Below are 24,427 nucleotides of genomic sequence, written 5' to 3'. Positions count from 1 at the left end.
GCACCGGCGACCGCCGGGCCGCTCACCGGCGGCCCGGTCACCGGCGGTGCCGGCTGATGTGCCGTCACCTGGCCTACCTCGGGCCGCCGGTCACCCTGGCCGAGCTGCTGTTCGACCCGCCGTACTCGCTGTTCCGGCAGTCCTGGGCGCCACGGGACATGCGCGGCGGCGGCACCATCAACGCCGACGGGTTCGGTGTCGGCTGGTACCCCGACGACGCTGGAGAGCCCGTCCGTTACCGGCGCGCCCAACCGATCTGGAGCGACCCGACGATCGCGGAGCTGGCCGGCGTGACCCGGGCCGGCGCGGTGCTGGCCGCCGTCCGGTCGGCCACCGTCGGCATGGCGGTGCTCGACAACGCCGCCGCGCCGTTCGCGGAGGGCCGGTGGTTGTTCAGCCACAACGGTGTGATCCGCGGCTGGCCGGACGCCGTGGTGCCGATCGCCGCCGAGCTACCCGTGCGTGACCTGCTCACCCTCGACGCCGCCACCGACTCGGCGCTGCTGTGGGCGCTCGTACGGCACCGGCTGCGGTCCGGGGCCGACCCCGGGGAGGCGCTGGCCGAGGTGGCGCGGGCGGTGACGGCCGCGGCGCCCGACTCTCGGCTCAACATGCTCCTCACGGACGGCCGCGCCGTGGCGGCCACGGTGCTCGGCCACGCGCTGTCCCTGCGCGAGACCCCGTCCGGGCTGCTGCTCGCCTCCGAGCCGCACGACGACGACCCCGGCTGGCGGTCGGTGCCGGACGCGCACCTGGTGACCGCCACCGTCGGGCGGGCGCGGCTACGCCCGCTCTGGTGACCCCCGGTGCCGACGACGCTCCATCCGATCCGAAGGGAAGTGCCTCATGAGCGCCGAGCCGCTGGAGATCCACCTCGAGGAGCAGGACCTGGCCCGGGAGCTGCGCGACGACGCCCGCGCCGGTCTCACGGCCGAGCCGAAGTGGCTGCCGCCCAGGTGGTTCTACGACGCGCGGGGGAGCGCGCTCTTCGAGGAGATCACCCGCCTGCCCGAGTACTACCCGACCCGGGCGGAGCGGGCGGTGCTGGCCGCCCGTGCGCCGGAGGTCGCCGAGCTGACCCGGGCCAAGACCCTCATCGAGCTGGGGTCGGGCTCCTCGGAGAAGACGCGACTGCTGCTGGACGCCCTCACCCGGCGCGGCGGTCTCGGCACCTTCGTGCCGCTGGACGTCTCGGTGAGCGCGCTGCTCGGCTCGACCGCGCAGATCGCCGCCGACTATCCGGGGCTGCGGGTGCGGGGCATCGTGGGCGACTTCACCCGCCACCTCGACCGGCTGCCCGCGGGTGGGCGGCGGCTGGTGCTCTTCCTCGGCGGCACGATCGGCAACCTGCTCCCGGCCGAGCGGGCCGGGTTCCTGACCGCCATGCGGGCCGCGCTCGAGGCGGGGGACTGGCTGCTGATCGGCACCGACCTGGTCAAGGACCCGTCGATCATCGTGCCCGCGTACGACGACGCGGCGGGTGTGACCGCCGAGTTCAACCGCAACGTGCTCCGGGTCGTCGACCGGGAACTCGGGGCGGACTTCGACCCGGACGCCTTCACCCACGTCGCGCGGTGGGATCCCACCAACGAGTGGATCGAGATGCGGCTGCGCGCCGACCGGCCGATGCGCGTCCGCGTTCCCGCCCTCGACCTCGAGGTGGCGTTCGCCGCGGGCGAGGAGCTGCGCACCGAGATCTCCGCCAAGTTCCGTCCGGAGGGGGTGACGGCCGAACTCGCCGCGGCCGGCTTCGCCGACCGGGCGTTCTGGACCGACCCCGACGAGCTGTTCGGCGTCACGCTCGCCCGCGCCGTCTGAGGGGCACCCATCGGGCCGGTGCGCGTACCCGGTCCCCGAACGCCGGTGGTGATCGGATAGGCTCGGTCACGCGAAGGGGAGTAGCCCCCAATGTCGTGGTCGACACACTGGTGCGTTCCGCATCCGGCCACGCGGCCCCGCCTCGGCGGGGCGGGCGAGACCTTCGGCTCAGGCTGTCACACAGCCGGGTCGAGGGCGCCCCACACCTCTTCCCGGCCGAAATCGGGAAGGGTGTCATGGAAGGATTCCTCGCCGCGCTGGTGATCAGCTTCGGCGTCATCTTCGTCGCCGAGCTCGGTGACAAGAGCCAGCTGATGGCGCTGGCGTTCGCCACACGGTACAGACCGCTGCCCGTCCTGATCGGCATCACCGTCGCGACGACGGTGGTCCACCTGGCGTCGGTGGCCATCGGCTCGGGTCTCGGCGCGGTGCTGCCCACCGGATGGATCTCGCTGGTCGCGGGCGTCGCCTTCCTCGGCTTCGGGGCCTGGACCCTGCGCGGGGACACCCTCACGGAGGAGGAGCGGCGCAAGGCCGAGCGGGCCAGCAGGTCGGCGATCGTCACCGTCGGCGTGGCCTTCTTCCTCGCCGAACTGGGCGACAAGACGATGCTCGCCACCATCACGCTGGCCACCCAGCACGGCTGGGTCGGCACCTGGATCGGTTCGACCATCGGCATGGTGGCCGCCGACGCGCTGGCCATCCTGATCGGCCGGCTGCTCGGCCGCCGGCTGCCCGAGAAGACGATCAAGTACGGCGCGTCCGTGCTCTTCGCGATCTCCGGCCTCTGGCTGATCTTCGAGGGCATCGCCGAACTCACCTGAGACGACTAGCGCGCCCCGCGTCGGGTAACGGCGGCCCGTGAGCGTCGGCGAGGTGCTGCGCCACGGCGACGAGGTGCTGGTCGCCGTGGTCGAGGTGGCGGGGGCGCTCATCATCTTCGTCGGCGCGGTGCTGGCGGCGGTGCGGTTCGTGGTCGAGGGACTGCGACACCGCACCGCCGCCGTGTTCACTCCGATCCGGCTCTTCCTCGGCCGGTACCTCGCCCTCGGCCTGGAGTTCCAGCTCGCGGCGGACATTCTGCGTACGGCCGTGTCGCCGACGTTCAACCAGATCGGCCAACTGGCCGCGATCGCCACCATCCGGACGGCCCTCAACTACTTCCTCAGCCGCGAGCAGCGCCAGGAGGAACAGCGGGTGAGCGAGGCGAAGCCGTCGCCGTGATCGCCGCCCTGGTCACCACCGTCACCGCCGCGGCGTTCGTCGCCGCGGCGGTCGTGCTGCTCTGCACCGGGCGGGCGCTGCTCGCCGTACGCATCCTGCTGGACCTGCTGACCGCCGCCGGGGTGCTCCGCCTCGCCGGCAACCGGACCTGGAGCGCCCTCGGCGCCGCCGTGATGATCATCGTGCTGCGTCAGCTGCTCTGGGCCGCGCTGAGCGAACACGGGCGAGGGTCCCGCCGACAATCGCCGCCGCGCTGCGGGAAAGACGATCACCACCTACCGTTGGCGGTACGAGGCGAAGCGGGAGATACCGGGAGGATGACCACATGAGCAGACACGACGAGCCCAACGAGTACGGCTTCGCCGGCGGCGCCACCGCCCCCGAGCCGCCGCCGGGCGGGCGGGTCGACGAGCAGGACCGGGTCGAGGAGATCGCGGTGCCGGGCGACGACCTCACCGAGCCGGCCAGCGAGGCGCTCTACGAGGAGACCGACGACGAACACGCGGCGGACAAGAACCGCTGACCGCCCGGGGCGCTTCGAGGCACCCCGGCCGCGCCCGGCCGTCGCTCCCGGGACCGTTCCCCGGAAGCGGGCCGGGCGCAACATTGGGCCCCGGTCCGTGTGTCCTCGACCCCGTCGTCTGTCCTGGGTCCGGTCCGTCTGGTGGGCCCGGTCCGTCTGTGTTGGGCCCGGCCCGTCTGAGTCCTGGGCCCGGCCCGTCTGGCATGGGCCGGTCGCTCGGCCGTCTTTCGGATTGATCGACACCGGGTCGCCGATATGGCGGTATCCGGTGCAGCGGGATCCCGCCACATCGCCGGAGTGGAGCCGATCAAGGCTGGGCGAGGAGAGCGTCGTTCGTCGTACCCCCGAGAAGGTGTCGCGCCCGCGCGGTCGGCCGCCGGGGGTGGTGGGCGCCCATGATCCACTCGACTTCCGTGAAGTCGCGCTGTCGGGAGCCCGGGACACCCCGACTTCAGCAAAGTGGAGTCGATCTCTCTTCGGGCGGAGGTTGATCGACACCAGGTCGCCGATATGGCGGTATCCGGTGCAGCGGGACCGACCCATATCGCCGGAATGAAGTCGGTCACGGGTCAGGGTGCGGGATCGATCACCAACGTCGGGTGGTCCGACGTCAGGAAAGCGGTGCCGCGTGCCGATCGAGGCACCAGAACGTGACGACAGCCGTCTCGAATGGTGGCCAGCAGCAGGCCTCGGCCCGTCCCGCGTAGCGCCGGCGCCGGCGCCGGCTCGCCACGAGCGCGGCCATCCCCACGTGGCGGCCGCCCGGCAGGTAGCCATCCACGCAAAGCCGCCGGGCAAGTATGGCCGTCTTACAGCCTCGTCCATGCGTCAGGTCACTCCGTGATGCGGTAACGCCGGGCGCTTCCCACGCGTGCCGCTGGGCGGTGCCCGTCTTGCGCGGTGCCGCCGGGGGACATCCCACGCGTGCCGCCGGGCGGGTCGCCGTCTTAGGCGGTGTCGCCGGGGGACATCCCACGCGGTGCTGCCCGGCGCGGACCGCGCGCTCTCCCGGATGACGATCCTCGTGGGGAAAGGAGCCCCGGCCGCAAGATCCGCGCAGATTCGGGGATGTTGCTGCCTCCGGGGCGTCGGACGCCGCAGCCTCCGGGTAGTTGCGCGGATCTTGACCGCTTCCCGGATCCTTGCTCCGCGTCCGGTCGGCCGGCACGGTCCGTCCGGCACACGCCCGGTCCGCTCGGGACCTCCGCCCGGCACGCTCGCGTCGGCAGTTCGGCGCGGTCAGCTCGGCACGTTCCGTGCGCGGCCACCCGCGCCCGGACCACGAGGCAACGCCTCGCGCCCGGGTCGCCGCCGCCGGGGCCACGCGCGCCCGGGCCACCCGCGCCCGGGCCACCCGCGCCCGGGCCACGCGGCACGCCTCGCGCCCGGGCCACCCGCGCCCGAGCGATCCGGCACGCTCGGCGTCCTGGGGCCGCCGGCACGCTCCGCGCCCGGGGCCAGCCCGTCACGGTCGCCCGTCACGCTCCGCCTGCGGCCGCGCCCTCGTCCGGGCGGTGTCGGCCACCCGGCTCGACACCCCGACCCCGCGGGAGCCGCCGTGGCAGGGCCGGGCGGATCCGGGCCGCCGGGTGGTGCCGCCGTCCGCCCGTCACTTTCCCGCCAGTCAGCCCGATGCCGAACGGGTCGTTCCCGGGTTGGTATTTCGGGCACACGCGTCCGTCACCGAAAATACATAACTCCGGACATAAGCCGTAAGAGCCGCTTTAATGGTTCACGAGTTGAAGACGACCTTGGGGGTTTTTCGTGAAGTTCTTTGGCGTTACCGGACCGGTACGGAGGCGTGCCTGATGGACCTGCTCCGTCAACTCCGCCACGTGCGTCGGCACTGGTGGGTCGTGCTGGTCACCGTCATGGTGGCCCTGGGTGTCAGCGCGTTCCTCACGGTCCGGGCCCAGCCCCGGTACGTCGCCTCGGTGACCTTCTTCGTCACCACCCCCAACCAGGGGGTCACGGACGCCTACCAGGGCGGCCTCTTCCTCCAGCAGCGCGTCAAGTCGTACGCGGACCTGCTGACCAGCGACCGGCTCGCGCAGAGCGTGGTCGCCGAGTCCCCGCTCGGCCTCACGGCCGACCAGGTGCAGAGCCGGGTCAGCACCTCCACCGAGGCGGGCACGGTCCTGCTGCGGGCGTCGGTGACCGACACGGACCAGACCCGGGCTCTCAAGGTGACCGAGACGCTGTCGGCGAAGTTCGTCGAACTCGTACAAAAGGTCGAGACGCCGCCGGAGGGCAAGGCGCCCATCAAGATCGAGGTGGTGAGCGGCCCCCGGGTCAGCTCCAGCCCCGTGTCGCCGCAGCCGGTGCGCAACCTGACGCTCGGCGGGCTCATCGGCCTCGTCCTCGGCGTCGGCCTGGCCATCCTGCGCGGTGTCGCCGACGTCCGGCTGCGGGACTCGGCCGGTCTCCAGCGCGCCACCGGCAGCCCGCTGCTCGGCGAGATCCCGTACGAGAGCGGCGCGCGTTCCGCCCCGTTGATCGTGGGCGACGCCGCCACCTCGTCCCGCGCCGAGGCGATCCGCAAGCTGCGGACGAACCTGCGCTTCGTCGACGTGCACGAGCCGGCCCGCGTCATCGCGGTGACCAGCGCCCTGCAGGGGGAGGGGAAGACGACTCTCTCCTGCAACCTGGCCATCACCCTGGCCGAGGCGGGCTGGCGGGTCCTCCTCGTCGACGCGGACCTGCGCCGCCCGAAGGTCGACGAGTACCTGGGCATCGACGCCGGCGTCGGCCTCACCGACGTGCTCGTGGGTGACGTCCAGGTCGGCGACGTGGTGCAGCGCTGGGGCGACAAGTCGCTGCTCGTGCTGCCCAGCGGTTCGGCGCCGCCCAACCCGAGCGAGCTGCTCGGTTCGAAGGCGATGTCCGACCTGCTGCTGGCCCTGCGCGAGTCCGCGGACATCGTGATCATCGACACCGCGCCGCTGCTCGCCGTGACCGACGGCGTCGTGGTGGCGGTCCAGGCCGACGGCGCGCTGATGGTGAGCCAGCAGGGGCGGACCTCGCGTACGCAGGTGGCCGCCGCGGCCCGCTCGTTGCACGCGGTCTCGGTGCGGCTGCTCGGGTGCGTGCTCAACATGGCCAAGATGCCCAAGGCCGAGGCGTACCAGTACGAGGCCTACCGCGTGGTGGCCGCCGAGACCCCGGCCGCTCCGGAGGAGCGGGCCGCCGCGGCGCCGCGCCACGCCGGTGAGGGTGTGAGCGACCGTACGCAGGAACTCACCCGGCTGCCACGATGAGCGCCGCGAGGGGTCGTATGGACCGTTCGATCTCCTCGGCGCAGCGTCGGAAGTCGGCGGCGGTGCCGCCGATCGGGTCCCGGAGGTCGTCCGTGCCGGGTGCGGCGGGTTGCAGCCGTCCCCGGGCACGGGCGGCCGCCTCGACGGCGGCGCGCAGCGGGTCGCCGGCCGGCTCCTCGGGCGGTTCCGCCGCCGCGGCGAGCCGGCCGAACTGGCGCAGCGTGAACGTCCGGTGCAGCACCGACGGCGCCAGCGAGGTGCAGACCGAGCGCTGCCGCCGGGTGGCGGTGAGCACCAGCGTCGCGCCCACGAGGTACTCGGCCCGCAGCGGCCGACTGCGGAAGTCGGTGGGGTCGTCGCCGGTCTCGGCCGCGATGTCCGCGGCGTACGGGTGCATCGGCAGTCCCTCGACCGCGTCGGTCCCGGCGCTGGCCACGGTCACCGGCCGCCCGGCCAGCAGGCGACGGGCCAGGTACTCGGCCATCGGGGACCGGCACAGGTTGGCGTGGCAGACGAACAGCACCCGGTCGGTCATGTGGACCCCTCTCGTCGGTGCCGTCGCGGGCGGGTCGGCCACGACGGCGCAGCGCCGGCGGTCGCGGCCGGACGCGGAGGGGTTGACCGCATCGTACGCGGGCGGCCCGCCGACGCGCCGCGCAGCCGCGCCGGGGCGGACGATCCGGGCGGCGGTGACGACCGGATGAGGATCGGGATCCTGTCGTACCACTTCCCGCCGGAGCCGGCCTTCATCCCGGGCAGTCTCGCCGAGGAACTCGCGACCCGGGGGCACGAGGTCCGGGTGCTGACCGGCTTCCCGGACTATCCGGGAGGGCAGGTCTACCCGGGCTGGCGGCAACGCTGGCGGTACGAGAGCCGCAGCGACCGGCTCCGGGTGCGCCGCGTGCCCCGGTACCCCGTGGGTGACGGCTCGACGGGCGCGCGGATGGCGAGTTACCTCTCGTTCGCGGGCAGCGCCGCCGTGGTCGCCCGGCGGTTCCTGGCCGGTGTCGACGCGCTGTACGTCTTCCAGCTCCCGGCCACCAGCTTCGCGGCGGCCACGGTGCTGCGGTTGCTGGGCCGGGTGCCGACCGTCCTGCACGTGCAGGACGTCTGGCCGGAGGACGACCCGGGCGGCGACGGCCGGTGGGGCGCCCGGCTCGCGGCCGCCATGAGCCGCACGTTCCGGGCGGCCGACCGGGTCGCCGTCGTGGCGCCGTCCATGCGGGACCTGGTGGTCGCCGCGGGCGCGGACCCGGCTCGCGTCTCGGTGGTGCTCAACTGGACCGACGAGCGGATCTTCCATCCGGCGCGGCCGAGCGCGGAGGCCCGCCGGCTGGTGCGCCGTGAGGGGCGGTGCGTCGTGATGCACGCCGGCACGATCGGGGCCCGGCAGGGCCTCGAGACGGCGGTACGGGCGGCCGCCGCCCTGGACCGGACCATGGACCTCGTCCTGGTCGGGTCGGGCGCCGACGAGCGGCGGGTGCGGGGGCTCGCCGCCGAGCTGCGCGCCGAGAACGTCCGGTTCCTGGAGCGGCGCTCCCCGGTCGACATGCCGGATCTCTACGCCGCCGCCGACTACCAGCTGGTGATGCTGCGGGACGTGCCCGAGCTGCGCGGCACCGTCCCCGGCAAGCTCCAGGCCGCCCTGTCGTGCGCGGCGCCCGTGGTCGCGTCGGCCGGCGGGGACACCGCCGACCTGGTGGAGCGCGCGCGGGCCGGGCTCTCCTGCCCGCCGGAGGACTGGGCGAGCCTCGCCGATCGCTTCTGGCTGGCCGCGACGATCCCGCCGCCGGCGCGCACCGACATGGGCCGGCGGGGCCGGGAGGCGTACCTGCGGGAGATGTCGCTGCCGGCGGGGGTCGACCGCATCGAGCGGCTGCTCTACGACGCGGCGGGCGTCCGGGCGACGGCCTGAGGACCGCGCGAACCAATTTCGCAAATCGGCGGAGAAGCGCCATAACGTCACGAATTCGCGTGGCAGGTGTTAGGAACAGCGGAGGAAAGGACCTTTGTGTCCGATTCCAGAAGCGGGAGAGTGGTGTGACGGAGAGCGAACGACCCCGGCGACGCGGCCGGTCCCGGCGCCGCAGGCGCGCCCGCCTGCGGCGGGCCCTGCTCGCCGGGCTGGTGGTCGTCTCCCTGCTGCTGCTGAGCGGCGGCTGGATCGGGTTCCGTGGCTGGCAGGCCCGGGCCCACCTGCTCAACGCGGCCGGTCTGGCCCGGGAGCTCAGCGCCCAGGTCGTGGGCGGCGACACCGAGCGCGCCCAGCGCACCCTGGCCGCGTTGCAGGACCAGGCCGGGGCGGCCCGGGACGCGACGGCCGATCCGGGCTGGTGGGTCGGCCGGCACACCCCGTTCGCCGGGGACGACCTGGGCGCCGTACGGCAGATCGCGGTGGCCGTCGACGACCTGGCGCGTCGGGCCTTCCCGACGCTGCTCCGCGCCGATCTGGCGAGCCTCGTGCCGACCGAGGGCCGCATCGACCTGGGCCGGCTGCGGACGGTCTCCGCCGACCTGACGTCCGTCAACGAGACCGTGCAGCAGACCCGCCACGACCTGGCCGGGGTGTCCGGCAGCGGCCTCGTGGGCCAGGTGCGCCAGGCCCTCGTCGACCTGCGCGAGGAGATCGACCGGCTCGGCTCGCTGACGGCCGCCGCCGACATGGGCGCCCGCCTGCTGCCGCCGGTGCTCGGCGCCGACGGTCCCCGCCGCTACCTGCTGGTGTCGCAGAACCTCGCGGAACTGCGCGCCACCGGTGGCATGTTCGGCTCGTACGCCGTCATCGAGGCCGCGGACGGCCGGGTCCGGATGGGACGGCAGGGGAGCACCTCGTCGCTCGGCCGGTTCGTGCCGGCGCTGAAGGTGCCGAAGGAGACCCGGGCGGTCTGGGCCGATCTGCCCGGCACCTATCCGGCCGACGTGAACCTCACTCCGCACTTCCCGACCGCCGCCGCGCTCTACCGCGAGATGTTCCGGCGTAAGACCGGCACGACGGTCGACGGGGTGCTGGCCGTGGACCCGGTGGTGCTCTCGTACCTGCTGAAGGCGACCGGACCCGTACTGATCCCCGGCGGGGCGCCGTTGGCCAGCGACTCGGTGGTGCGGACACTGCTCAACGAGACCTACCAGCGGCTGGAACCCGAGGAGCAGGACGCCTACTTCGCGGGCGCCGCGGCGGCGGTCTTCGACGCCTTCTTCACGAAGAATGTGGACCCGAAGGCGTTATTGTCCGCATTTGACCGTGCTATCACCGAACGCCGGATATTGTTCTGGAGTGCCCGCCCGGAGGAGCAACGGACGTTCGGCGACAGCCGACTGGCCGGGGCGCTTCCGGAACAGGACACCGTGCCGACGGTCGGCGTGTTCCTCAACGACGGCAGCGGCGCGAAGCTCGGCTACTACCTGCGGCCGACGGCGACGTTGACGGTCGGCGACTGCCGGCCCGACAGCCGCCGCGAACTCCGGCTGCAGGTGACGCTCCGTTCGACGGCGCCGAAGTCGGGACTCAGCGAGTCGATCGTCGGCCTCGGCATGGCGGGTGACCCGTACACCATGCGCACGTTGGTGTCGGTCTTCACCCCGCCGGGCGGGTCGGTGCTCGACGCCCGGCTCGACGGCGCCGAGATGGCGATGGGCAACGGCACCGAACGCCGCCGGCGGGTCGCCACGGCGAACGTCGAGATCCGCCCCGGCGCCAGCCGGACGTTGGAACTCACCGTCCTGACCGGAGAGAAGACCGGCACCGGCGAGGCGGAGCTGTGGCTCACGCCGACCGCCACCCCATGGACCACCCAAGTTCACACCGCACCAAGCTGTGACCAGTAGGAGGGAACCAAACATGCGGCTATCCCGCATCATCATGGCGCTCACGGTCGGCCTGGCCGTGGTGGCCGTGCCGACGGCAGCGGGGGCGGCACAGCCGCAGCCGGCGCCGACGATCACCGACACACCACAACCACCGCCGTCGTCGTACGTGCCACCGTTGCTGACCGTCGACCGTGACCCCATCAACCTGGGCGAGACGGTCATCCTCACCGGCGTGGGCTTCGGTCCGAACGAGACGGTGAACATCGTGGTGACGGTCCGCCCGCTCGCGGCTCCGGCCGCGAACCAGGCGCCCGCCCGCCGCAGCGACGGCAGCACCGTCGCCATGGCTCCGGTCGCCCACCAGGCGAGCGCGCCGCTGAGCTTCACGGCGCGTACGGACGGGAACGGCGAGTTCCACCGGAGCTACAAGCCGTCGGTGACCGGTCTGCTGACCTTCACGGCGACCGGTCAGGAGTCCCGCCGGGTCGCCAGCACCGACCTGCGGGTGCTCGACCGGCGGCAGCCGCCGCCCCTGCCCGTCACCGGTGACAGCCTCGGCACGCCGATGAAGGTCGGCGGCGGCCTGGTCGGCGCGGGCGCCGTGCTGCTGCTGCTCAGCCTCGCCTGGCGGCACCGTCAGCGCCTCGGCCTGAGGTCCTTCTGATCCACCGAGGCACCGGGCAGCGCCCGGGCACGTAACGGGGCTGGCGCCCGCCGGATCTGCCTCCGGCGGGCGCCAGCCTTTCCGCGTCCCCCATCACCCGCCCGTCGCTGTCGGTAGCTCCGGACGCGGCGGAAACCACGAGGTCAGGGATGCCGGGTAGCGGCTCGGCGTCGCGGCGGCGGGGCGTACATTCGGGCGGTGGAACGTACCGAATCCCTGCCGGCGCAGACCCGGCCACCCGGTGTGGCGGCGGTCGATCCCGGCAGTGTCCTGCTGCCCGGCCACGACGTACCGCTCGGGCGGTACACGACCGTGCGGCGACTGCTGCCGCAGCGCCAGCGCCGGATGGTCGGCGCGTGGTGCTTCGTCGACCACTTCGGGCCGGACGACGTCGCCCACCGGCCCGGCATGGAGGTCCCGCCGCACCCGCACACCGGGCTCCAGACGGTGACGTGGCTGCTGGAGGGAGAGATCCTCCACCGCGACAGCCTCGGCAGCGTCCAGCCCATCCGGCCGGGCCAGCTGAACGTCATGACGTCCGGGCACGGCATCGCACACTCCGAGCGCTCGCCCGAGACCCACCCGCCGGTCATGCACGGCGTGCAGCTCTGGGTGGCCCTGCCCGATCCGGCCCGCGCCGGCGCGGCCGACTTCGCCCACCACGCCGACCTTCCCCACTGGCAGGACGGCGGGATCGACGTGACGCTGCTGGTCGGCGAGATCGCCGGCGAGCGGTCCCCGGCGGTGGTGCACACCCCGCTGGTCGGCGCGCAACTGGAACTGTCCGGGCCGGCACCGGTCGACCTGCCGCTGCGGCCCGATTTCGAGTACGGGCTGCTGGCCATGTCCGGTTCCGCCGAGGTCGACGGGGTGTCGTTCGCCCCGGGCGCGCTGCTCTACCTCGGCACCGGCCGCGACCGGCTCACCCTGCGGGGCGAGGCCGGCAGCCGGCTGCTGCTGCTCGGCGGTACGCCCTTCGAGGAGCCGCTGGTGATGTGGTGGAACTTCGTCGGCCGCTCGCACGAGGAGGTCGCCGCCGCGCGGGAGGACTGGATGGCGGGACGCCGGTTCGGCGTGGTGGCCGACGACCCGGCGCCGCCGCTGCCCGCGCCGGCGCTGCCCACCACCCGCCTCAAGGCCCGCGACCGCGTCGGCGGCACGCACTGACCCACGCCGTCCGCACGCCGCCGCCGGGGCACCCCGCCCGCGTGTGACCGGCGGCGGCGCGGGTAGTCGCGGGCATGCCGATCTCCAGCACCGAGGACAAGAAGCGCCTGGTACGCCGGCTCGCCGGCAGCGGACGCGGCTTCGCCGAGCAGTACGGATTCCAGGTCACCAACAACCCGTCCAGCCTGTTCCAGCTGTTGTACCTGTCGCTGCTGCTGGCGCGCCGGGGCGACTTCCGGCGGGCCGTGGACAGCGCGCAGGCGCTGCGGAACGCCGGCTGGGACAGCGCCGCGCGCCTGGCCCGCTCGCTGCACGAGTCCCGGGTACGCGTGCTGCGCGAGGCCGGCCAGCGCGGCGACGTCGAGGCGCTCGCCAACGTGCTGGGCGATCTCGGCCAGACGGTCGTCGACCGCTACCGCGGTGACCTGCGCCGGCTGCGCGCCAAGGCGCACTACGACCCGCGCCTGGAGCGGGAGTTGCTCGCCGAGCTGCCTGGGGTGGACGGTCAGGTGGTCGAGTTGTTCCTGCGGGAGGCGCAGGCGCTGTGGCGGGAGGTGGCCCCGGTGGCCGACCGGCGGGCGCTGGCCGCCGCGCGCCGGCTCGGGCTGGGCCGCTCGGCCGGCGACCTGGCCGGGCTGGCCGGCAGCGGCGAGTCGGAGCAGCTCGCGTGGCTCGTGGGCGCGCTCGCCCGGGTCGACCTGGAGAAGCGGTACGCCGAGGTGATGAGTTGATCCACAACGTGCCCTGGCCCACAGTCTTGGATTTCTTGACCGTTCGGGTGATGCGGCAGGCTATGGTGATCTCGGCAGTCATGCCCGCCCGGTTCGGGCGTACGTGACCGCCTGGTGGCCGGGGCCCGGTTCGGGCCCGGGCGGCCGTCAGGACGGGTTCTGTGTGGCGCCCCGGTCGCGGTTCGCGGCCCGGGGCGCCCGCCCGTCCCTGAGGTCCGCGCCCGCCGGTGCGCGCGTCACGCCAACCCGGCCAGCAGGTTCACCGTCACGGCGATGACGAACGCCCCGAACAGGTACGACAGCATCGAGTGCATGAGGACGGTCTTGCGCATCTCCATGCTGGTCAGAGTCGTGTCGGACACCTGGAACGTCGCGCCAACGGTGAAGGCCAGGTACGCGAAGTCCACATAGCACGGCGGCTCCGCCTGGTGGAAGTTCACGCCTCCGTCCGGCCCCGTGTAGTAGATCCTGGCGTACCGCGCCGCGAACACGGTGTGCACGACCAGCCAGGACAGCAGCACGGTGAACACACCGGCGCCGCCGAACACGTCACGCTGCACCCCCCGCGCCGCCATGTCGGCGGCGCCGATCACCATGAGCACCGCGAGCAGGCTGGCCGTGCCGGCGCCCACCAGCACGATGTCGCGAACGGCACGGTTCGGGTCCTCCAACACCGCCAGCCGTGCGGTCTGGGCGGCGTCCAGCGGCCAGATCTTGCGCCACACGATGACCAGCCAGGTCGCCGCGGCGACGTCCCAGCCGGCCAGTGGGGCGAGCACGGGCGAGTAGAGCAGGCCGAAGCCGACCCCCACGCCGATCCCGACCAGCCCCACGATGACGATCTGTACGGCGGCGGGGGTGCGTCCCTCCGGCGGGCGGACCCGGGCGTCGGCGGCGGTCACCCGCTCCGGGTCGTGCCCGCTGCCGCCGTTCGCGGGCCGGTCGTGCCCGCTGCCGTCGATCGCGGGCACCGCCGGTCAGATGCCGCGCAGGTGCTGGGAGACCCGCGTGTGCGGTTCACGGGCCTGCGCGGCCCGCTGCGACCGGCTGAGCTCCGGCGCGGCCTCGATGCCCGCGGAGCGGGCGACCTCGGTGCCGTTGGCGTAGTCCACCGGCGGCAGCGCCCGCAGCGCGCGCAGCACGTCCGGCGGCGCCCCCTCGCGTTCGGCCTCCCGGATCACGTCGTCCTTGCCCGCCGGGTAGTCCAGGCTCGACAGGTACTGCAGGACGTCGGCGTAGCTCGCCATGGCGTCGGCTCCTCGCGGCATCGATCCGGTCACGACCGGCGGCGGTTACCCGCCTGCCGTCCCGTCACGCCGGGACGGGCGGAAAATCCCCGTCGTTTCCGCCGGTGGCGCGCGGGTACCCGCAGGCGCCCGAGCGCCGAGCGAGGAGTACGCGGTGGACTACCACACCTTCATCGACCGGGTGGCCCAGCGGACCAGGACGTCCCCGGAGCGGGCCGCCACGCTGGCGGCGGCCACCCTGGAGACCCTCGCCGAGCGGCTGACCGGCGGCGAGGTGCTGGACCTGGCGGCCCAGTTGCCCAGGCCGCTGCAGGCGGTGCTGAAGCCGAGCCCGCGGACGGAGTCGGCGGACCGGTTCGGCGCCGCGGAGTTCGTGGCACGGGTGGGGCAGCGCGCGAGCGTGGACGAGAACGCCGCGCGCGACGCCGCCCGGGCGGTCTTCACCACCCTGCGGGAGGCGGTCACCGCCGGCGAGTTCGACGACGTGGTCACCCAACTCCCGCGCGACTACCGGGGCATGGTCGAGCCGGCCATGGCACCCGGCGCCGCCCTCCGCGCCAACCCCTGACCCCGCCCCGCGCCCCCGCCCCCGCCCTTTCCCGCGATCTTGCACTTTCGGCCCCCCGTTCGCGGCCTTCACCCCGAATGCCCGGGCACAAAGTTCAAGATCGCGGGGGTGGGAGGGCGGGCGCGGGCGCGGGGCGCGGTGTTTTGGCGCGGTGTCGTGGGGAAAGCGCGCGGGGACGCGGGGAGGTGGCGTTGGTTGGGGACCGGATCAGGGTGGCCATGGTGCACGGTCCCGGCCGCCCGGACGCCGACGGGGTCAGCGACTACGTGGTGAACCTGGGCCGGGCGCTCGACGAGGTGGGCGTGGACGTCACTCCGGTGCCCGTACGCCCCGACGGCGCCGCCGGGTGGCGGGCTGCCACGGCCGACGCGGCCCGGACCGTACGCCGCCTGCGGCCGGACCTCGTGCACGTGCAGTTCGCGCCGTCGGCGTACCGGTTCTCCGGGCATCCCGGCCTGCTGCCGCTGCGGCTGCCCCGGAACGTCCCGCTCGTCACGACGGTGCACGAGTACGGCTGGTGGGCCGTGCCGCGCTGGCTGCCCGGCGCGCTCTGGTCCCTCGTGGAACGGACCCGGCTCTGGGACCGGGAGACCGGCCGGCTCGTGCCGGCGAGCGCCGCCGTGATCGTGACCAACGACGGGCACCGGACGCTGGTCGCCGCGCGCAGCGGCCGCGGGCCGGCCCACATCCCGATCGCACCCAACGTCGCCGACCACGTCGGAGCGGCCACGGCCGGGCGGCGACTGCGGGCCGACCTGGGCCTTCCCGAGGGCGCCCCGCTGCTGGCCTTCTTCGGTTTCGTGCATCCGGTCAAGGGTCTGCGTCACCTCATCGAGGCGCTGCCCGACCTACGCCGCTCACACCCCGACCTGCGGCTGCTGGTGGTCGGCGGATTCACCTCGCAGGCGCTGCCCGAGCCCGAGGCCCGCGCGTTCCGCGCCGAACTGGACGCGCTGGCGCGGCGGGCCGGCGTCGCCGACGCGATCACCGTCACCGGGCACGTCCCGGTCGAGGAGGTGTCCGCCGCGCTGCACGCCGCCGACGTGGTGGTGCTGCCGTTCACGGCCGGGGCGAGCACGAAGAGCGGGGCGCTGCTGGCCGCGCTCGCGCACGGCGTACCGACCGCGGTGACGGTGCCGGACGACGACACCGAGCTGCGCGCCAGCGGGGCGGTGGCCGTGATCGGGGCGCGGCGCGACAGCGCGGCGATCGTACGGGCGGTCGGCAGGCTGCTCACCGATCCGGTGCTGCGACGCCGGCTCGCCGAGCGGGGCCGCGCGTTCGCGTCCGCGTACTCCTGGCCGCGGGTCGCCGCCGCGCACCGCGACCTGTACGTGCGGACGCTGGACCGGGCCGGTGCCTGACCGGTACGCCGAGATCCTGGTCGTCGACCTGCTCGGCGGGATCGGGGACCTGGTGATGCTGCTGCCCGCCGTGCACGGCCTGGCCCGCCGCAACCCCGGCGCCCGGATGCGGGTGGTGACGCACGAGCCGGGCGCGGAGCTGGTCCGCGTCGATCCGGCGGTCATTGAGGTGCGTACCCCGCGGCACGGCCGGCCCGGCGCGGAGCGGGCCGCGGTCGCCGAGGCCCTGGCGGCGCGCCGGCCCGACCTGGCGGTCACCACCACCCGCTACGACGACATCCCGGAGCTGCTGGAGGCCGCCGCCGCACGCGCCGTGACGAACCTCTGGCGGAACCCGCCACCCGACCAGTCGGTGGGCGGGCGGTACCTGGAGATCCTGCACGCCGAGGGGCTGCTCAGTGACACGGATCGGCTCGCCCGGCCGCGGGTGCACGTCGACGAGGGCGCGCGGCGGGCCGGGGAGCGGGTGCTCGCCCGGCTGGCCGGTGCGTCCCCGGCGCCGCCCGTGGTCCTGGTGACCGGCGCGGGGATGGCGGTGAAGCACTGGCCGCGCGGGCACTGGCGACGGCTGGCCGGGGCGCTCGCGCGGCGCGGGCACCCGTTGCTCACCGTGGGTCCGGTCGACCCGGCGCGCCCGCTCGGGACGCCTCTGCCCCCTGGCGACCTGCCCACGCTCGCCGGGCAGTTCGCGGCGGTCGCCCGTCGCGGCGGGGTGGTGGTCGGGCCCGACACGGGACCGGTCCGGCTCGCCGCGGCGGCCGGCGCGGCCACCGTGGCGCTCTTCGGGCCCACCGACGCTCGTCGGTACGGCATGGGCGACGTCGACCTGCAGGGGCTGCCGGACTGCCCGCACCGCCTGCCCACCGCGATCACCGAACAGCCCTGCTGGTGGCAGGCACGCTGCCCGCTGGACCCGACGGGCCCGGCGTGCATGGCCGACCTCGCCCCGGACGCCGTGCGCGACGCGGTCGCGGCGGTGTCCGGCCGTGCCCGCAGGTGAGCCGACCGGAGCCGCGCCGGAGGCCCGGTCGGACCCGCGCCGTGGCCGCCACCAGGCCGTTGACCTGGGCAACCATCGACACGCGACAACGCCCCGGGCTGGCGCACCGAATGAGCCTGACCTAACCTTGACCCCGGCGAGGGGAGTACTTCCCACGAACCATTCCGGTCAGTACGGCGTGCCCGGCACGCCTCGGGTGGTTGCCCACGGAAGTGGGTGAAGGAGACCTCGAACATGGCACGGTGTTCGAGGAGGCCCCCATGAGCGACCCGTCGTACCTGTCCGCCGCCGAGCTGTCGTCCGTCGGCACACCCACCCTGTGGGGAGTGACGATCGCCGGTGTGCTGGCGCTGCTGGTGCTGGACTTTCTCGTCACCCGCCGGCCGCACGAGGTCTCGATGCGCGAGGCCATCGGCTGGTCGGCGTTCTACATCGCACTGCCACTGGCCTTCGGCGCCTGGGTGTGGAACCGCTACGACTCCGAGCTCGGCGTGCAGTACCTCACCGGTTACCTCGTCGAGAAGTCGCTCTCCGTCGACAACCTCTTCGTCTTCATGCTGCTGCTGGCCGCGTTCGCCGTGCCGGCGGTGCTCGCCCAGCGGGTGCTGCTCTACGGCATCGCGGGCGCGCTGGTGCTGCGGGCCGTCTTCATCGCCCTCGGCGCGGCCGCGCTGGAGACGCTGGACTTCGCCTTCCTGCTCTTCGCGATCATCCTCGTCGCCACCGCGGTGAAGCTGCTCCGCGACGCCCTCACGGGACACCAGCAGGAGGTGGACATCAACCGCATGCGGTCGGTCCGCCTGCTGCGCCGGTTCATGCCCGTCACCGACGAGTACCAGGGCACCCGGATGACCGTGCGGCAGGGCGGCCGGCGTGCCCTCACCCCGCTGGCTCTCGTGGTGGTTGCCGTGCTCGCCACCGACGTGGTCTTCGCGGTCGACTCGGTGCCCGCCGTGTACGGCATCACCGAGGACCCGTACCTGGTCTTCGCCACCAACGCGTTCGCCCTGCTCGGCCTGCGCGCGCTCTACTTCGTGCTGCACGCGGCGCTCAGCCGCCTCGTCCACCTCAGCTACGGCCTCGCGATCATCCTGGCGTTCATCGGGCTCAAGCTCGGCCTGCACTGGGCGCACGGCATCTGGAAGGGCGTACCGGAGATTCCCACGCTGGCGTCGCTCGGCGTCATCATCGGCATCCTCGTGGTCGTCACGCTCACCAGCCTGCGCGCGACCAAGCAGGGGCAGCCCCGGGAACGCGAGACGGTCGCCGAGCGAGCCTGACCATCGCGCCCGGCGCCCCGCCCGTAGCACACCCCATCCAGCGGGCGGTACGGCGGAACCCTCCCGGCCCGGGCCGGGAGGGTGGTACGACTGACGGGTGGGAATCGTGTCACCAGGCTTCGAGGGCCGGCCCCGCTCGTCGGAGCCGGCCCTGCCACCGGGGCAGTACCTGACCCAGGACTTCCCGGTGCTCTCCGCCGGCCCGACGCCGAGGGTCCCGCTGGACACCTGGGAGTTCGTCATCACCACCGAGACCGGCGCTGAATACCGCTGGTCCTGGTCGGAGCTGATGTCCCTGCCCCAGGAGACGCCCAGGGTGGACATCCACTGCGTCACCCGCTGGTCCAAGCTCGGCACCACCTGGCAGGGCGTCTCGCTGGACACGCTCCTCGACGGGATCGACACCGACGCCCACTACGCGCTCGCCCACTCGTACGGCGGCTACACCACCAACCTGCCGCTCGACGACCTGCGGGGCGGGCGTGCCTGGGTGGCCCACACGTTCGAGGGCGGCGACCTTCCCGCCGAGCACGGCGGGCCGGCCCGGCTGCTCGTGCCCCACCTCTACTTCTGGAAGTCCGCGAAGTGGGTGCGCGGCCTCCGGCTCATGGAAGCGGACCAGCCCGGCTTCTGGGAGACCGCCGGCTACCACGACTACGGTGACCCGTGGCGCGAACAGCGGTACCAGGGTGACTGAGCGCGTGACCGCGGTGAGCCCACCGGCCCGCGCGCCCCTCACGTGGCGGGTGGGTCGGCTGGTCGAACGCCGCGTGGAGACCCCGACCGCCCACACCCTCGTGCTGGAGGTTCCCGGTTGGCCGGGGCACCTGCCCGGCCAGCACCTTGACGTCCGGCTCACGGCCGCCGACGGCTACCAGACCGCGCGGTCGTACTCGATCGCCGGGCCCACGGTGGACGGCCCGGGCGGTCCCCGGATCGAGCTGACCGTCCAGCGGGTGCACGACGGCGAGGTGTCGCCGTACCTCATCGACGTGTACGGCGAGGGTGACCCCGTCGAGGTACGCGGCCCGGTCGGCGGGTGGTTCATCTGGCGCGCCGAGGAGACCGCTCCCGTCCTGCTCGTCGCCGGCGGGTCGGGGATCGTGCCGCTCATGGCCATGCTGCGGGCCCGGCGCGCGGCCGGCAGCCGGGCGCCGTTCCGGCTGCTCTACTCGGTACGCACCCCCGACGACGTCATCTACGCCGACGAGCTGCGCCGTCGTGGCCGCGACGACCTCGGCCTCGACGTGGCGTACCTCTACACCCGGCAGGCGCCCGACGGGTGGCGCGGCGAGCCGCACCGGATCGCGCTCGCCGACGTCAACAACCACGGCTGGCCGCCGGACCTGGAGCCGGTCAACTACGTCTGTGGTCCCACCGGTTTCGTGGAGACCGTTGCCGACCTGCTCGTGGGGCTGGGCCACCCGCCCCGGCGGGTGAAGACCGAACGTTTCGGCCCCACCGGCTGACCGGCGAGGAGAACGCCATGACGGACATGTCCTACCTGGACGGCAACATGCTCGACGGCCCCCTCCGGGAGGTGTTCGCCGTCGACCTGAGCGCGGCGACCGGGCGGTGTGAACACTGCGGCGCGACCGGGCCGATGGCCGCGCTGCGGGTCTACCCGCACGCGCCCGGCCTGGTCGGGCGCTGCCCGAACTGCGCCGAGGTCATGCTGCGGCTCGTCCGCTCGCCCGGCTGGGCGCGGCTCGACCTGCGCGGCGCCACCTACCTCCAGGTGCCCATGCCGCTGGACCAGCCCCAGCCCGGGCCGCTCTGACCGTCGCGTACGTTGCCGCCGGTTCCGCCGGAAGCCGGGCGCCCGGTCAACCGGCTGGACGTAGACGTCCCGGGCGACGACAGTGGTCCGCCGTGAGATATCTGCGTTCCAGCGGCCCGGCCGCCATCCGCCGGCCGAGGCCCACCGACGAGGCCGAGTTCCTGGCCGCGGCCCGCCGCAGCCGCGACCTGCACCATCCCTGGCTCGCCGCCCCGAACGACCCGGAGAAGTACGCGGCGTACCTCGCCAAGATCCGCCGGCGGGACCACGCCGGCTACCTGATCTGCGACAGGGCCAGCGGGGCCATCGCCGGCTACGTCAACATCAGCGGGATCCTGTACGGCGCCCTGCGCGGCGGGTACCTCGGCTACGCGGCGTTCCTGCCGTACAGCGGTACGGGGCACGCGTCCACGGGGATCCGGCTGGTGATCGAGCACGCGTTCGCCGTGCTCGGGCTGCACCGGCTCGAGGCGAACATCCAGCCCGGCAACGAGCCGTCGCGCCGGGTGGCCCAGAAGCTCGGCTTCCGGCTGGAGGGCTACTCGCCGGACTACCTGTTCATCGACGGCGCGTGGCGCGACCACGAGCGCTGGGCCATCACGGCGCCGGCCGGCTAGGGGCACCTCGGCCTCGCCACGCGCGCGGCCGGCGATCATACAGTTGTGCAGGTGGACGAAGGCCCCGAACCACAACGAGCCGGGCACCACGACTGCGTGATCGCGGGACGCTGCGGCGGCGGCCGCCCCCGGGGAGGCGGCCGCCGTACGTCAGCGGCCGGGACCGCGCGCGTCGCTGCGCTGCAGGGTCAGCCGCTCGTACCGGCCCTGCTTCTGCTCCACCCGCCGCCGCTGCCGCGCGGTGAGTCGCGGGCGGCCGCTCTGGCGCAGGTAGATCGGCTGCCGCTGGTCGTTGGACATCGGCATGGTCATGACGTCGCCCTCCCTTGGCCTACCGGCAGCCACCATCGTCGACCGGAACGGGGTGAGCGGACCCCACCCGGTCCGGGTGAGCCGGGCCCGGCCGTGGTGGCCGGGCCCGGCCCGCCGTCGGTCAGCTGCCCGGTCGGGGGAAGGCCACGGGGCTGCGCAGGCCGCCGCGGCCCACCGCACGGACGCCGAAGAACACGTTGTCCTTGGACAGGTCGATGGTCACCTGCGTCACGTCCCCCACGGGGATCACCTTCTGCCATTCGGCGGCCGTCGTCTCCCGCCAGACGATCTCGTAACCGGCCAGGTCGGGCTCGTCGCCGCGCTGCCAGCGCAGCGTGGTGTTGTTGGTGAGATCGGTCGTCACGATGACCGCGCCCTTCGGCGTGCCGGGGGCCTGCGCGAGCGACCAGAGGGCCGCGCCGTTCACCCGGGCCACCCGGGTGATGTACGCGAAGTCGCAGAACTCCGGAAGGTCGCCGTACTGCTGCCCGTCGACCACCCGCACGTCCTGGTGCTGGTGGGCGAAGTCCTCGTTCGGCTCGGTGAACCGGCCCGCCGGCCACCCCTGCTCCAGGAACGAGATGTGGTCGCTGCCCCGCAGGTAGCGGTCCCGGCGGTAGATGACCCGGACGCCCATGCCGGTCGCGCTGTTTTCGGCCACGTCCTGGACGAACCGCGCGAGCTGCCGCGACGGGGAGTCGTTCTCGCCGCCGACGGACCGGCGGGTGTTCGCCTCGGCCGGGGTCTCCGCCGTCGGCACGCCCTCGGCGAAGAGGCGCACCGTCCGCGGGTCGCGGGTGCCGTCGTCGGCCGTGCTGCTGCCCACGATGTCGTCGCTGAACATGCCCTGCACGTCGGCGCCCGCCGCCTTGAGCTGCCGGGCCAGGTGCGCCGAGCCGTAGAGGCCCTGCTCCTCGGCGGCCACCGCCGCGAAGACGATGGTCGCGGCCGTGCGCCGGGTGGCCATGAGGCGGGCCAGCTCCATGACGACCGCCACGCCGGACGCGTCGTCGTCGGCGCCCGGCGCGTCGCTCGTCGCGTCCATGACGTCCGTGGCACGGGAGTCGTAGTGGCCGGTCACCACGTACGTCCGGTTGGGCGACGTCTCGCCCCGCAGGGTCGCCACCACGTTGGTGATGACGGTCGGCACGGGGATCCGCGACGCCGGCTGCTGGACGTACGACTGCAGTTCGACGGTCATGCGGCCGCCGGAGGCGGCGGCGTACTCCCGCATCCGGTCGTAGATCCAGTCCCGGGCCGCGCCGATGCCGCGCTCGGGGTCGTCCTGGCTGGAGAGGGTGTGCCGGGTGCCGAACGCCGCCAGCCGGCGGACGATCGCCTCGATCCGGCGCTGGTCGACCGCACGGAGCAGGTCGCGCAGCTCGCGGTCGGGCGCCTGCGGGCGGGTGGGGCGGCCGGGGCCGGGCGGGGCGTCGCCGCCGGCCGCGGCCGGCTCGGCGAGGGCGGGCGCGGCCACGGTGGCGGCGGTGGCGGCCGTGGCTGCGGTGGCGGCGGTCAGGAAGGTGCGGCGGGTGGGCCTCGTGGGCCGGGCGTCGCTGTCGTCAGTTCCCATGACCGCATCCTCGCCATCGACGACGGTGTCTGTCTATATCGCCGGGCGTGGATGACGGCGGTCATTTTTCTCACCCGGCCGGGCGTTGGCGACCGGCACCCCGGGTACGTACGGCCTGCCGGCGGGTGAGCCGACGTTTGTCGTGCGTTTCGGCGGGAACGGGTCGCCAATGACGAAGCCTCGTGTGGTGATCGTGGGAGCCGGCTTCGCCGGGTACCACGCGGCGAAGACGTTGAGCCGGTTGGCCCGCGACCGGGCCGAGATCGTCGTGCTGAACTCCACCGACTACTTCCTCTACCTGCCGCTGCTGCCCGAGGTGGCGGCCGGCGTGGTGGAGCCGACCCGGATCGCGGTGCCGCTCAGCGGCACCCTCGACGGGGTGCGGGTGGTGATCGGCGAGGCCGACGAGGTGGACCTGCAGAACCGCTGGGTGGGCTTCACACAGCCGGAGGGCGACCGCAACCGCCTGGCGTACGACCGGCTGGTGCTCGCCGTGGGCAGCGTCAACAAGCTGCTGCCGATCCCCGGGGTCACCGAGTACGCCCACGGCTTCCGCGGCCTGCCCGAGGCGCTCTACCTGCACGACCACGTGGTGCGCCAGATCGAGCTCGCCGAGCAGGCCGAGGACCCGGCCGAGCAGCAGGCGCGCAGCACGTTCGTGGTGGTGGGCGCCGGCTACACCGGCACGGAGGTGGCGGCGCACGGCCAGCTCTTCACGGACGCCCTGCACGCCCAGCGGCCCCGCCTCACCACGCGGCCCCGCTGGATGCTGCTCGACGTGGCGCCGCGCGTGCTGCCGGAGCTGGACAAGCGCATGTCGCAGACGGCGCACCGGGTCCTCGGCCGCCGCGGCGTCGACGTCCGGATGGGCACCTCGGTGGCCGAGGCCACCGCCGACGGGGTGCGCCTCACCGACGGGGAGTACGTGCCGACCTGCACCCTCGTGTGGTGTGTCGGTGTCCGGCCGGATCCCTTCGTCGCCGAGCTGGGCCTGCGCACCGAACGCGGCCGGCTCGTGGTCGACGAGTACCTCAACGTGCCCGGCTTTCCCGAGGTGTTCGCCTGCGGCGACGCCGCCGCGGTGCCCGACGTCACCCGGCCCGGCCAGATCTGCGCGATGACGGCGCAACACGCTCAGCGGCAGGGCAAGCTCGCGGCGCACAACATCGCGGCCTCGTACGGGCACGGCCGCCGCCGGCCGTACAAGCACCACGACCTCGGCTGGGTGGTCGACCTGGGCGGCAAGGACGCGGCCGCGAACCCGTTGCAGGTCAACCTGGCCGGGTTGCCCGCGAAGGCGGTCACCCGTGGCTACCACCTGCTGGCCATGCCGGCCAACCGGACGCGGATCAGCGCGGACTGGGTGCTCGACGCGACGCTGCCCCGCCCGGGCGTGCAGCTCGGCCTGGTGCCGGCCAACGCCGTGCCGCTGGAGAGCACGACCCCCGAGGTGCCCGTCCGCGGCCGCTGACGCCGCGCCGGCCGGGGTCCGATT

At 73.9% G+C, this 24,427-nt stretch carries 26 protein-coding genes; 21 read left to right on the top strand and 5 right to left on the bottom strand.

The window, feature by feature from the left end; translation table 11 throughout:
• Positions 1-56: 56 nt before the first annotated feature.
• The 7 genes from egtC (at position 57) to ACSNOA_RS18595 (ending at position 6,822) form a co-directional block, all read left to right on the top strand.
• Positions 57-800 (top strand): ergothioneine biosynthesis protein EgtC, encoded by a 744-nt coding sequence (gene egtC, locus ACSNOA_RS18625; protein WP_436659987.1) that lies wholly within the window; start codon positions 57-59, stop codon positions 798-800.
• A gap of 46 nt (positions 801-846) precedes the next feature.
• A complete protein-coding gene (gene egtD, locus ACSNOA_RS18620; protein ID WP_436659986.1) occupies positions 847-1,818 on the top strand; it encodes an L-histidine N(alpha)-methyltransferase in 972 nt (323 codons plus the stop codon).
• Positions 1,819-2,054: 236 nt separating this feature from the next.
• The gene (locus ACSNOA_RS18615) at positions 2,055-2,642 is read left to right on the top strand and encodes a TMEM165/GDT1 family protein (RefSeq protein WP_436659984.1); all 588 of its coding nucleotides are present in this window, start codon (positions 2,055-2,057) and stop codon (positions 2,640-2,642) included.
• 37 nt (positions 2,643-2,679) lie between these two features.
• A complete protein-coding gene (locus tag ACSNOA_RS18610) occupies positions 2,680-3,042 on the top strand; it encodes a DUF1622 domain-containing protein (RefSeq protein ID WP_436659982.1) in 363 nt (120 codons plus the stop codon).
• Entirely contained in the window at positions 3,039-3,371 is a 333-nt protein-coding gene (locus ACSNOA_RS18605; RefSeq protein WP_436659980.1) for a hypothetical protein, read from the top strand. The genes ACSNOA_RS18610 and ACSNOA_RS18605 overlap by 4 nt, the downstream gene beginning before the upstream one ends.
• Positions 3,368-3,565, top strand: coding sequence for a hypothetical protein (locus tag ACSNOA_RS18600; RefSeq protein ID WP_436659979.1), 198 nt, complete (start codon positions 3,368-3,370; stop codon positions 3,563-3,565). The genes ACSNOA_RS18605 and ACSNOA_RS18600 overlap by 4 nt, the downstream gene beginning before the upstream one ends.
• Positions 3,566-5,373: 1,808 nt before the next feature.
• Positions 5,374-6,822 (top strand): polysaccharide biosynthesis tyrosine autokinase, encoded by a 1,449-nt coding sequence (locus ACSNOA_RS18595; protein WP_436659977.1) that lies wholly within the window; start codon positions 5,374-5,376, stop codon positions 6,820-6,822.
• Here the strand turns inward: ACSNOA_RS18595 and ACSNOA_RS18590 are convergent.
• Positions 6,803-7,357, bottom strand: coding sequence for a low molecular weight phosphatase family protein (locus tag ACSNOA_RS18590; protein WP_436659976.1), 555 nt, complete (start codon positions 7,355-7,357; stop codon positions 6,803-6,805). The genes ACSNOA_RS18595 and ACSNOA_RS18590 overlap by 20 nt on opposite strands.
• Positions 7,358-7,522: 165 nt before the next feature.
• On the opposite strand from ACSNOA_RS18590, the gene ACSNOA_RS18585 reads away from it, so the two are divergent.
• The 5 genes from ACSNOA_RS18585 (at position 7,523) to ACSNOA_RS18565 (ending at position 13,191) form a co-directional block, all read left to right on the top strand.
• A complete protein-coding gene (locus ACSNOA_RS18585) occupies positions 7,523-8,737 on the top strand; it encodes a glycosyltransferase family 4 protein (protein WP_436659974.1) in 1,215 nt (404 codons plus the stop codon).
• Positions 8,738-8,862: 125 nt separating this feature from the next.
• Positions 8,863-10,647 carry a DUF4012 domain-containing protein gene (locus tag ACSNOA_RS18580; RefSeq protein ID WP_436659972.1) on the top strand — a complete coding sequence of 595 codons (1,785 nt, stop codon included), beginning with the start codon at positions 8,863-8,865 and terminating at the stop codon, positions 10,645-10,647.
• 13 nt (positions 10,648-10,660) lie between these two features.
• Complete coding sequence (locus ACSNOA_RS18575) at positions 10,661-11,293, top strand: hypothetical protein (RefSeq protein WP_436659970.1); 633 nt, start codon at positions 10,661-10,663, stop codon at positions 11,291-11,293.
• Between the two features lie 198 nt (positions 11,294-11,491).
• Positions 11,492-12,460 carry a pirin family protein gene (locus tag ACSNOA_RS18570; protein WP_436659969.1) on the top strand — a complete coding sequence of 323 codons (969 nt, stop codon included), beginning with the start codon at positions 11,492-11,494 and terminating at the stop codon, positions 12,458-12,460.
• 74 nt (positions 12,461-12,534) lie between these two features.
• Positions 12,535-13,191, top strand: coding sequence for a hypothetical protein (locus tag ACSNOA_RS18565; protein WP_436659967.1), 657 nt, complete (start codon positions 12,535-12,537; stop codon positions 13,189-13,191).
• Positions 13,192-13,427: 236 nt separating this feature from the next.
• Here ACSNOA_RS18565 and ACSNOA_RS18560 read toward each other — a convergent pair whose 3' ends face one another.
• Positions 13,428-14,162 (bottom strand): DUF1345 domain-containing protein, encoded by a 735-nt coding sequence (locus ACSNOA_RS18560; protein WP_436659966.1) that lies wholly within the window; start codon positions 14,160-14,162, stop codon positions 13,428-13,430.
• 6 nt (positions 14,163-14,168) lie between these two features.
• Positions 14,169-14,438, bottom strand: coding sequence for a DUF2795 domain-containing protein (locus ACSNOA_RS18555; RefSeq protein WP_436659964.1), 270 nt, complete (start codon positions 14,436-14,438; stop codon positions 14,169-14,171).
• A 154-nt stretch (positions 14,439-14,592) separates the two neighbouring features.
• On the opposite strand from ACSNOA_RS18555, the gene ACSNOA_RS18550 reads away from it, so the two are divergent.
• The 8 genes from ACSNOA_RS18550 (at position 14,593) to ACSNOA_RS18515 (ending at position 21,047) form a co-directional block, all read left to right on the top strand.
• Complete coding sequence (locus ACSNOA_RS18550; RefSeq protein WP_436659962.1) at positions 14,593-15,006, top strand: DUF2267 domain-containing protein; 414 nt, start codon at positions 14,593-14,595, stop codon at positions 15,004-15,006.
• A gap of 221 nt (positions 15,007-15,227) precedes the next feature.
• Positions 15,228-16,370: a glycosyltransferase gene (locus tag ACSNOA_RS18545; RefSeq protein WP_436659960.1), complete on the top strand. Its 1,143-nt coding sequence runs from the start codon at positions 15,228-15,230 to the stop codon at positions 16,368-16,370.
• Positions 16,363-17,370, top strand: a complete 1,008-nt coding sequence (locus tag ACSNOA_RS18540; RefSeq protein WP_436659959.1) for a glycosyltransferase family 9 protein — start codon at positions 16,363-16,365, stop codon at positions 17,368-17,370. Before ACSNOA_RS18545 ends, ACSNOA_RS18540 begins: the two co-directional genes overlap by 8 nt.
• A gap of 260 nt (positions 17,371-17,630) precedes the next feature.
• Positions 17,631-18,650 carry a TerC/Alx family metal homeostasis membrane protein gene (locus ACSNOA_RS18535; RefSeq protein ID WP_436659958.1) on the top strand — a complete coding sequence of 340 codons (1,020 nt, stop codon included), beginning with the start codon at positions 17,631-17,633 and terminating at the stop codon, positions 18,648-18,650.
• Positions 18,651-18,756: 106 nt separating this feature from the next.
• The gene (locus ACSNOA_RS18530) at positions 18,757-19,347 is read left to right on the top strand and encodes a sulfite oxidase-like oxidoreductase (RefSeq protein WP_436659957.1); all 591 of its coding nucleotides are present in this window, start codon (positions 18,757-18,759) and stop codon (positions 19,345-19,347) included.
• 4 nt (positions 19,348-19,351) lie between these two features.
• The gene (locus ACSNOA_RS18525; RefSeq protein ID WP_436662365.1) at positions 19,352-20,119 is read left to right on the top strand and encodes a ferredoxin reductase; all 768 of its coding nucleotides are present in this window, start codon (positions 19,352-19,354) and stop codon (positions 20,117-20,119) included.
• Between the two features lie 17 nt (positions 20,120-20,136).
• The gene (locus ACSNOA_RS18520) at positions 20,137-20,430 is read left to right on the top strand and encodes a DUF6510 family protein (protein WP_436659955.1); all 294 of its coding nucleotides are present in this window, start codon (positions 20,137-20,139) and stop codon (positions 20,428-20,430) included.
• Between the two features lie 92 nt (positions 20,431-20,522).
• Positions 20,523-21,047: a GNAT family N-acetyltransferase gene (locus ACSNOA_RS18515; protein ID WP_436659953.1), complete on the top strand. Its 525-nt coding sequence runs from the start codon at positions 20,523-20,525 to the stop codon at positions 21,045-21,047.
• A gap of 150 nt (positions 21,048-21,197) precedes the next feature.
• On the opposite strand, the gene ACSNOA_RS18510 is transcribed toward ACSNOA_RS18515, so the two are convergent.
• A complete protein-coding gene (locus tag ACSNOA_RS18510) occupies positions 21,198-21,359 on the bottom strand; it encodes a hypothetical protein (RefSeq protein WP_436659951.1) in 162 nt (53 codons plus the stop codon).
• Between the two features lie 121 nt (positions 21,360-21,480).
• The gene (locus ACSNOA_RS18505) at positions 21,481-22,932 is read right to left on the bottom strand and encodes a M20/M25/M40 family metallo-hydrolase (RefSeq protein WP_436659949.1); all 1,452 of its coding nucleotides are present in this window, start codon (positions 22,930-22,932) and stop codon (positions 21,481-21,483) included.
• A 169-nt stretch (positions 22,933-23,101) separates the two neighbouring features.
• On the opposite strand from ACSNOA_RS18505, the gene ACSNOA_RS18500 reads away from it, so the two are divergent.
• On the top strand, positions 23,102-24,403 hold the full coding sequence (locus ACSNOA_RS18500) for an NAD(P)/FAD-dependent oxidoreductase (RefSeq protein ID WP_436659947.1): 1,302 nt from the start codon (positions 23,102-23,104) through the stop codon (positions 24,401-24,403).
• Positions 24,404-24,427 lie beyond the last annotated feature (24 nt).

The organism is Micromonospora sp. URMC 103 (assembly GCF_051386435.1).
Taxonomy (GTDB): domain Bacteria; phylum Actinomycetota; class Actinomycetes; order Mycobacteriales; family Micromonosporaceae; genus Micromonospora.
This window is presented reverse-complemented; position numbering and strand designations above follow the sequence as displayed.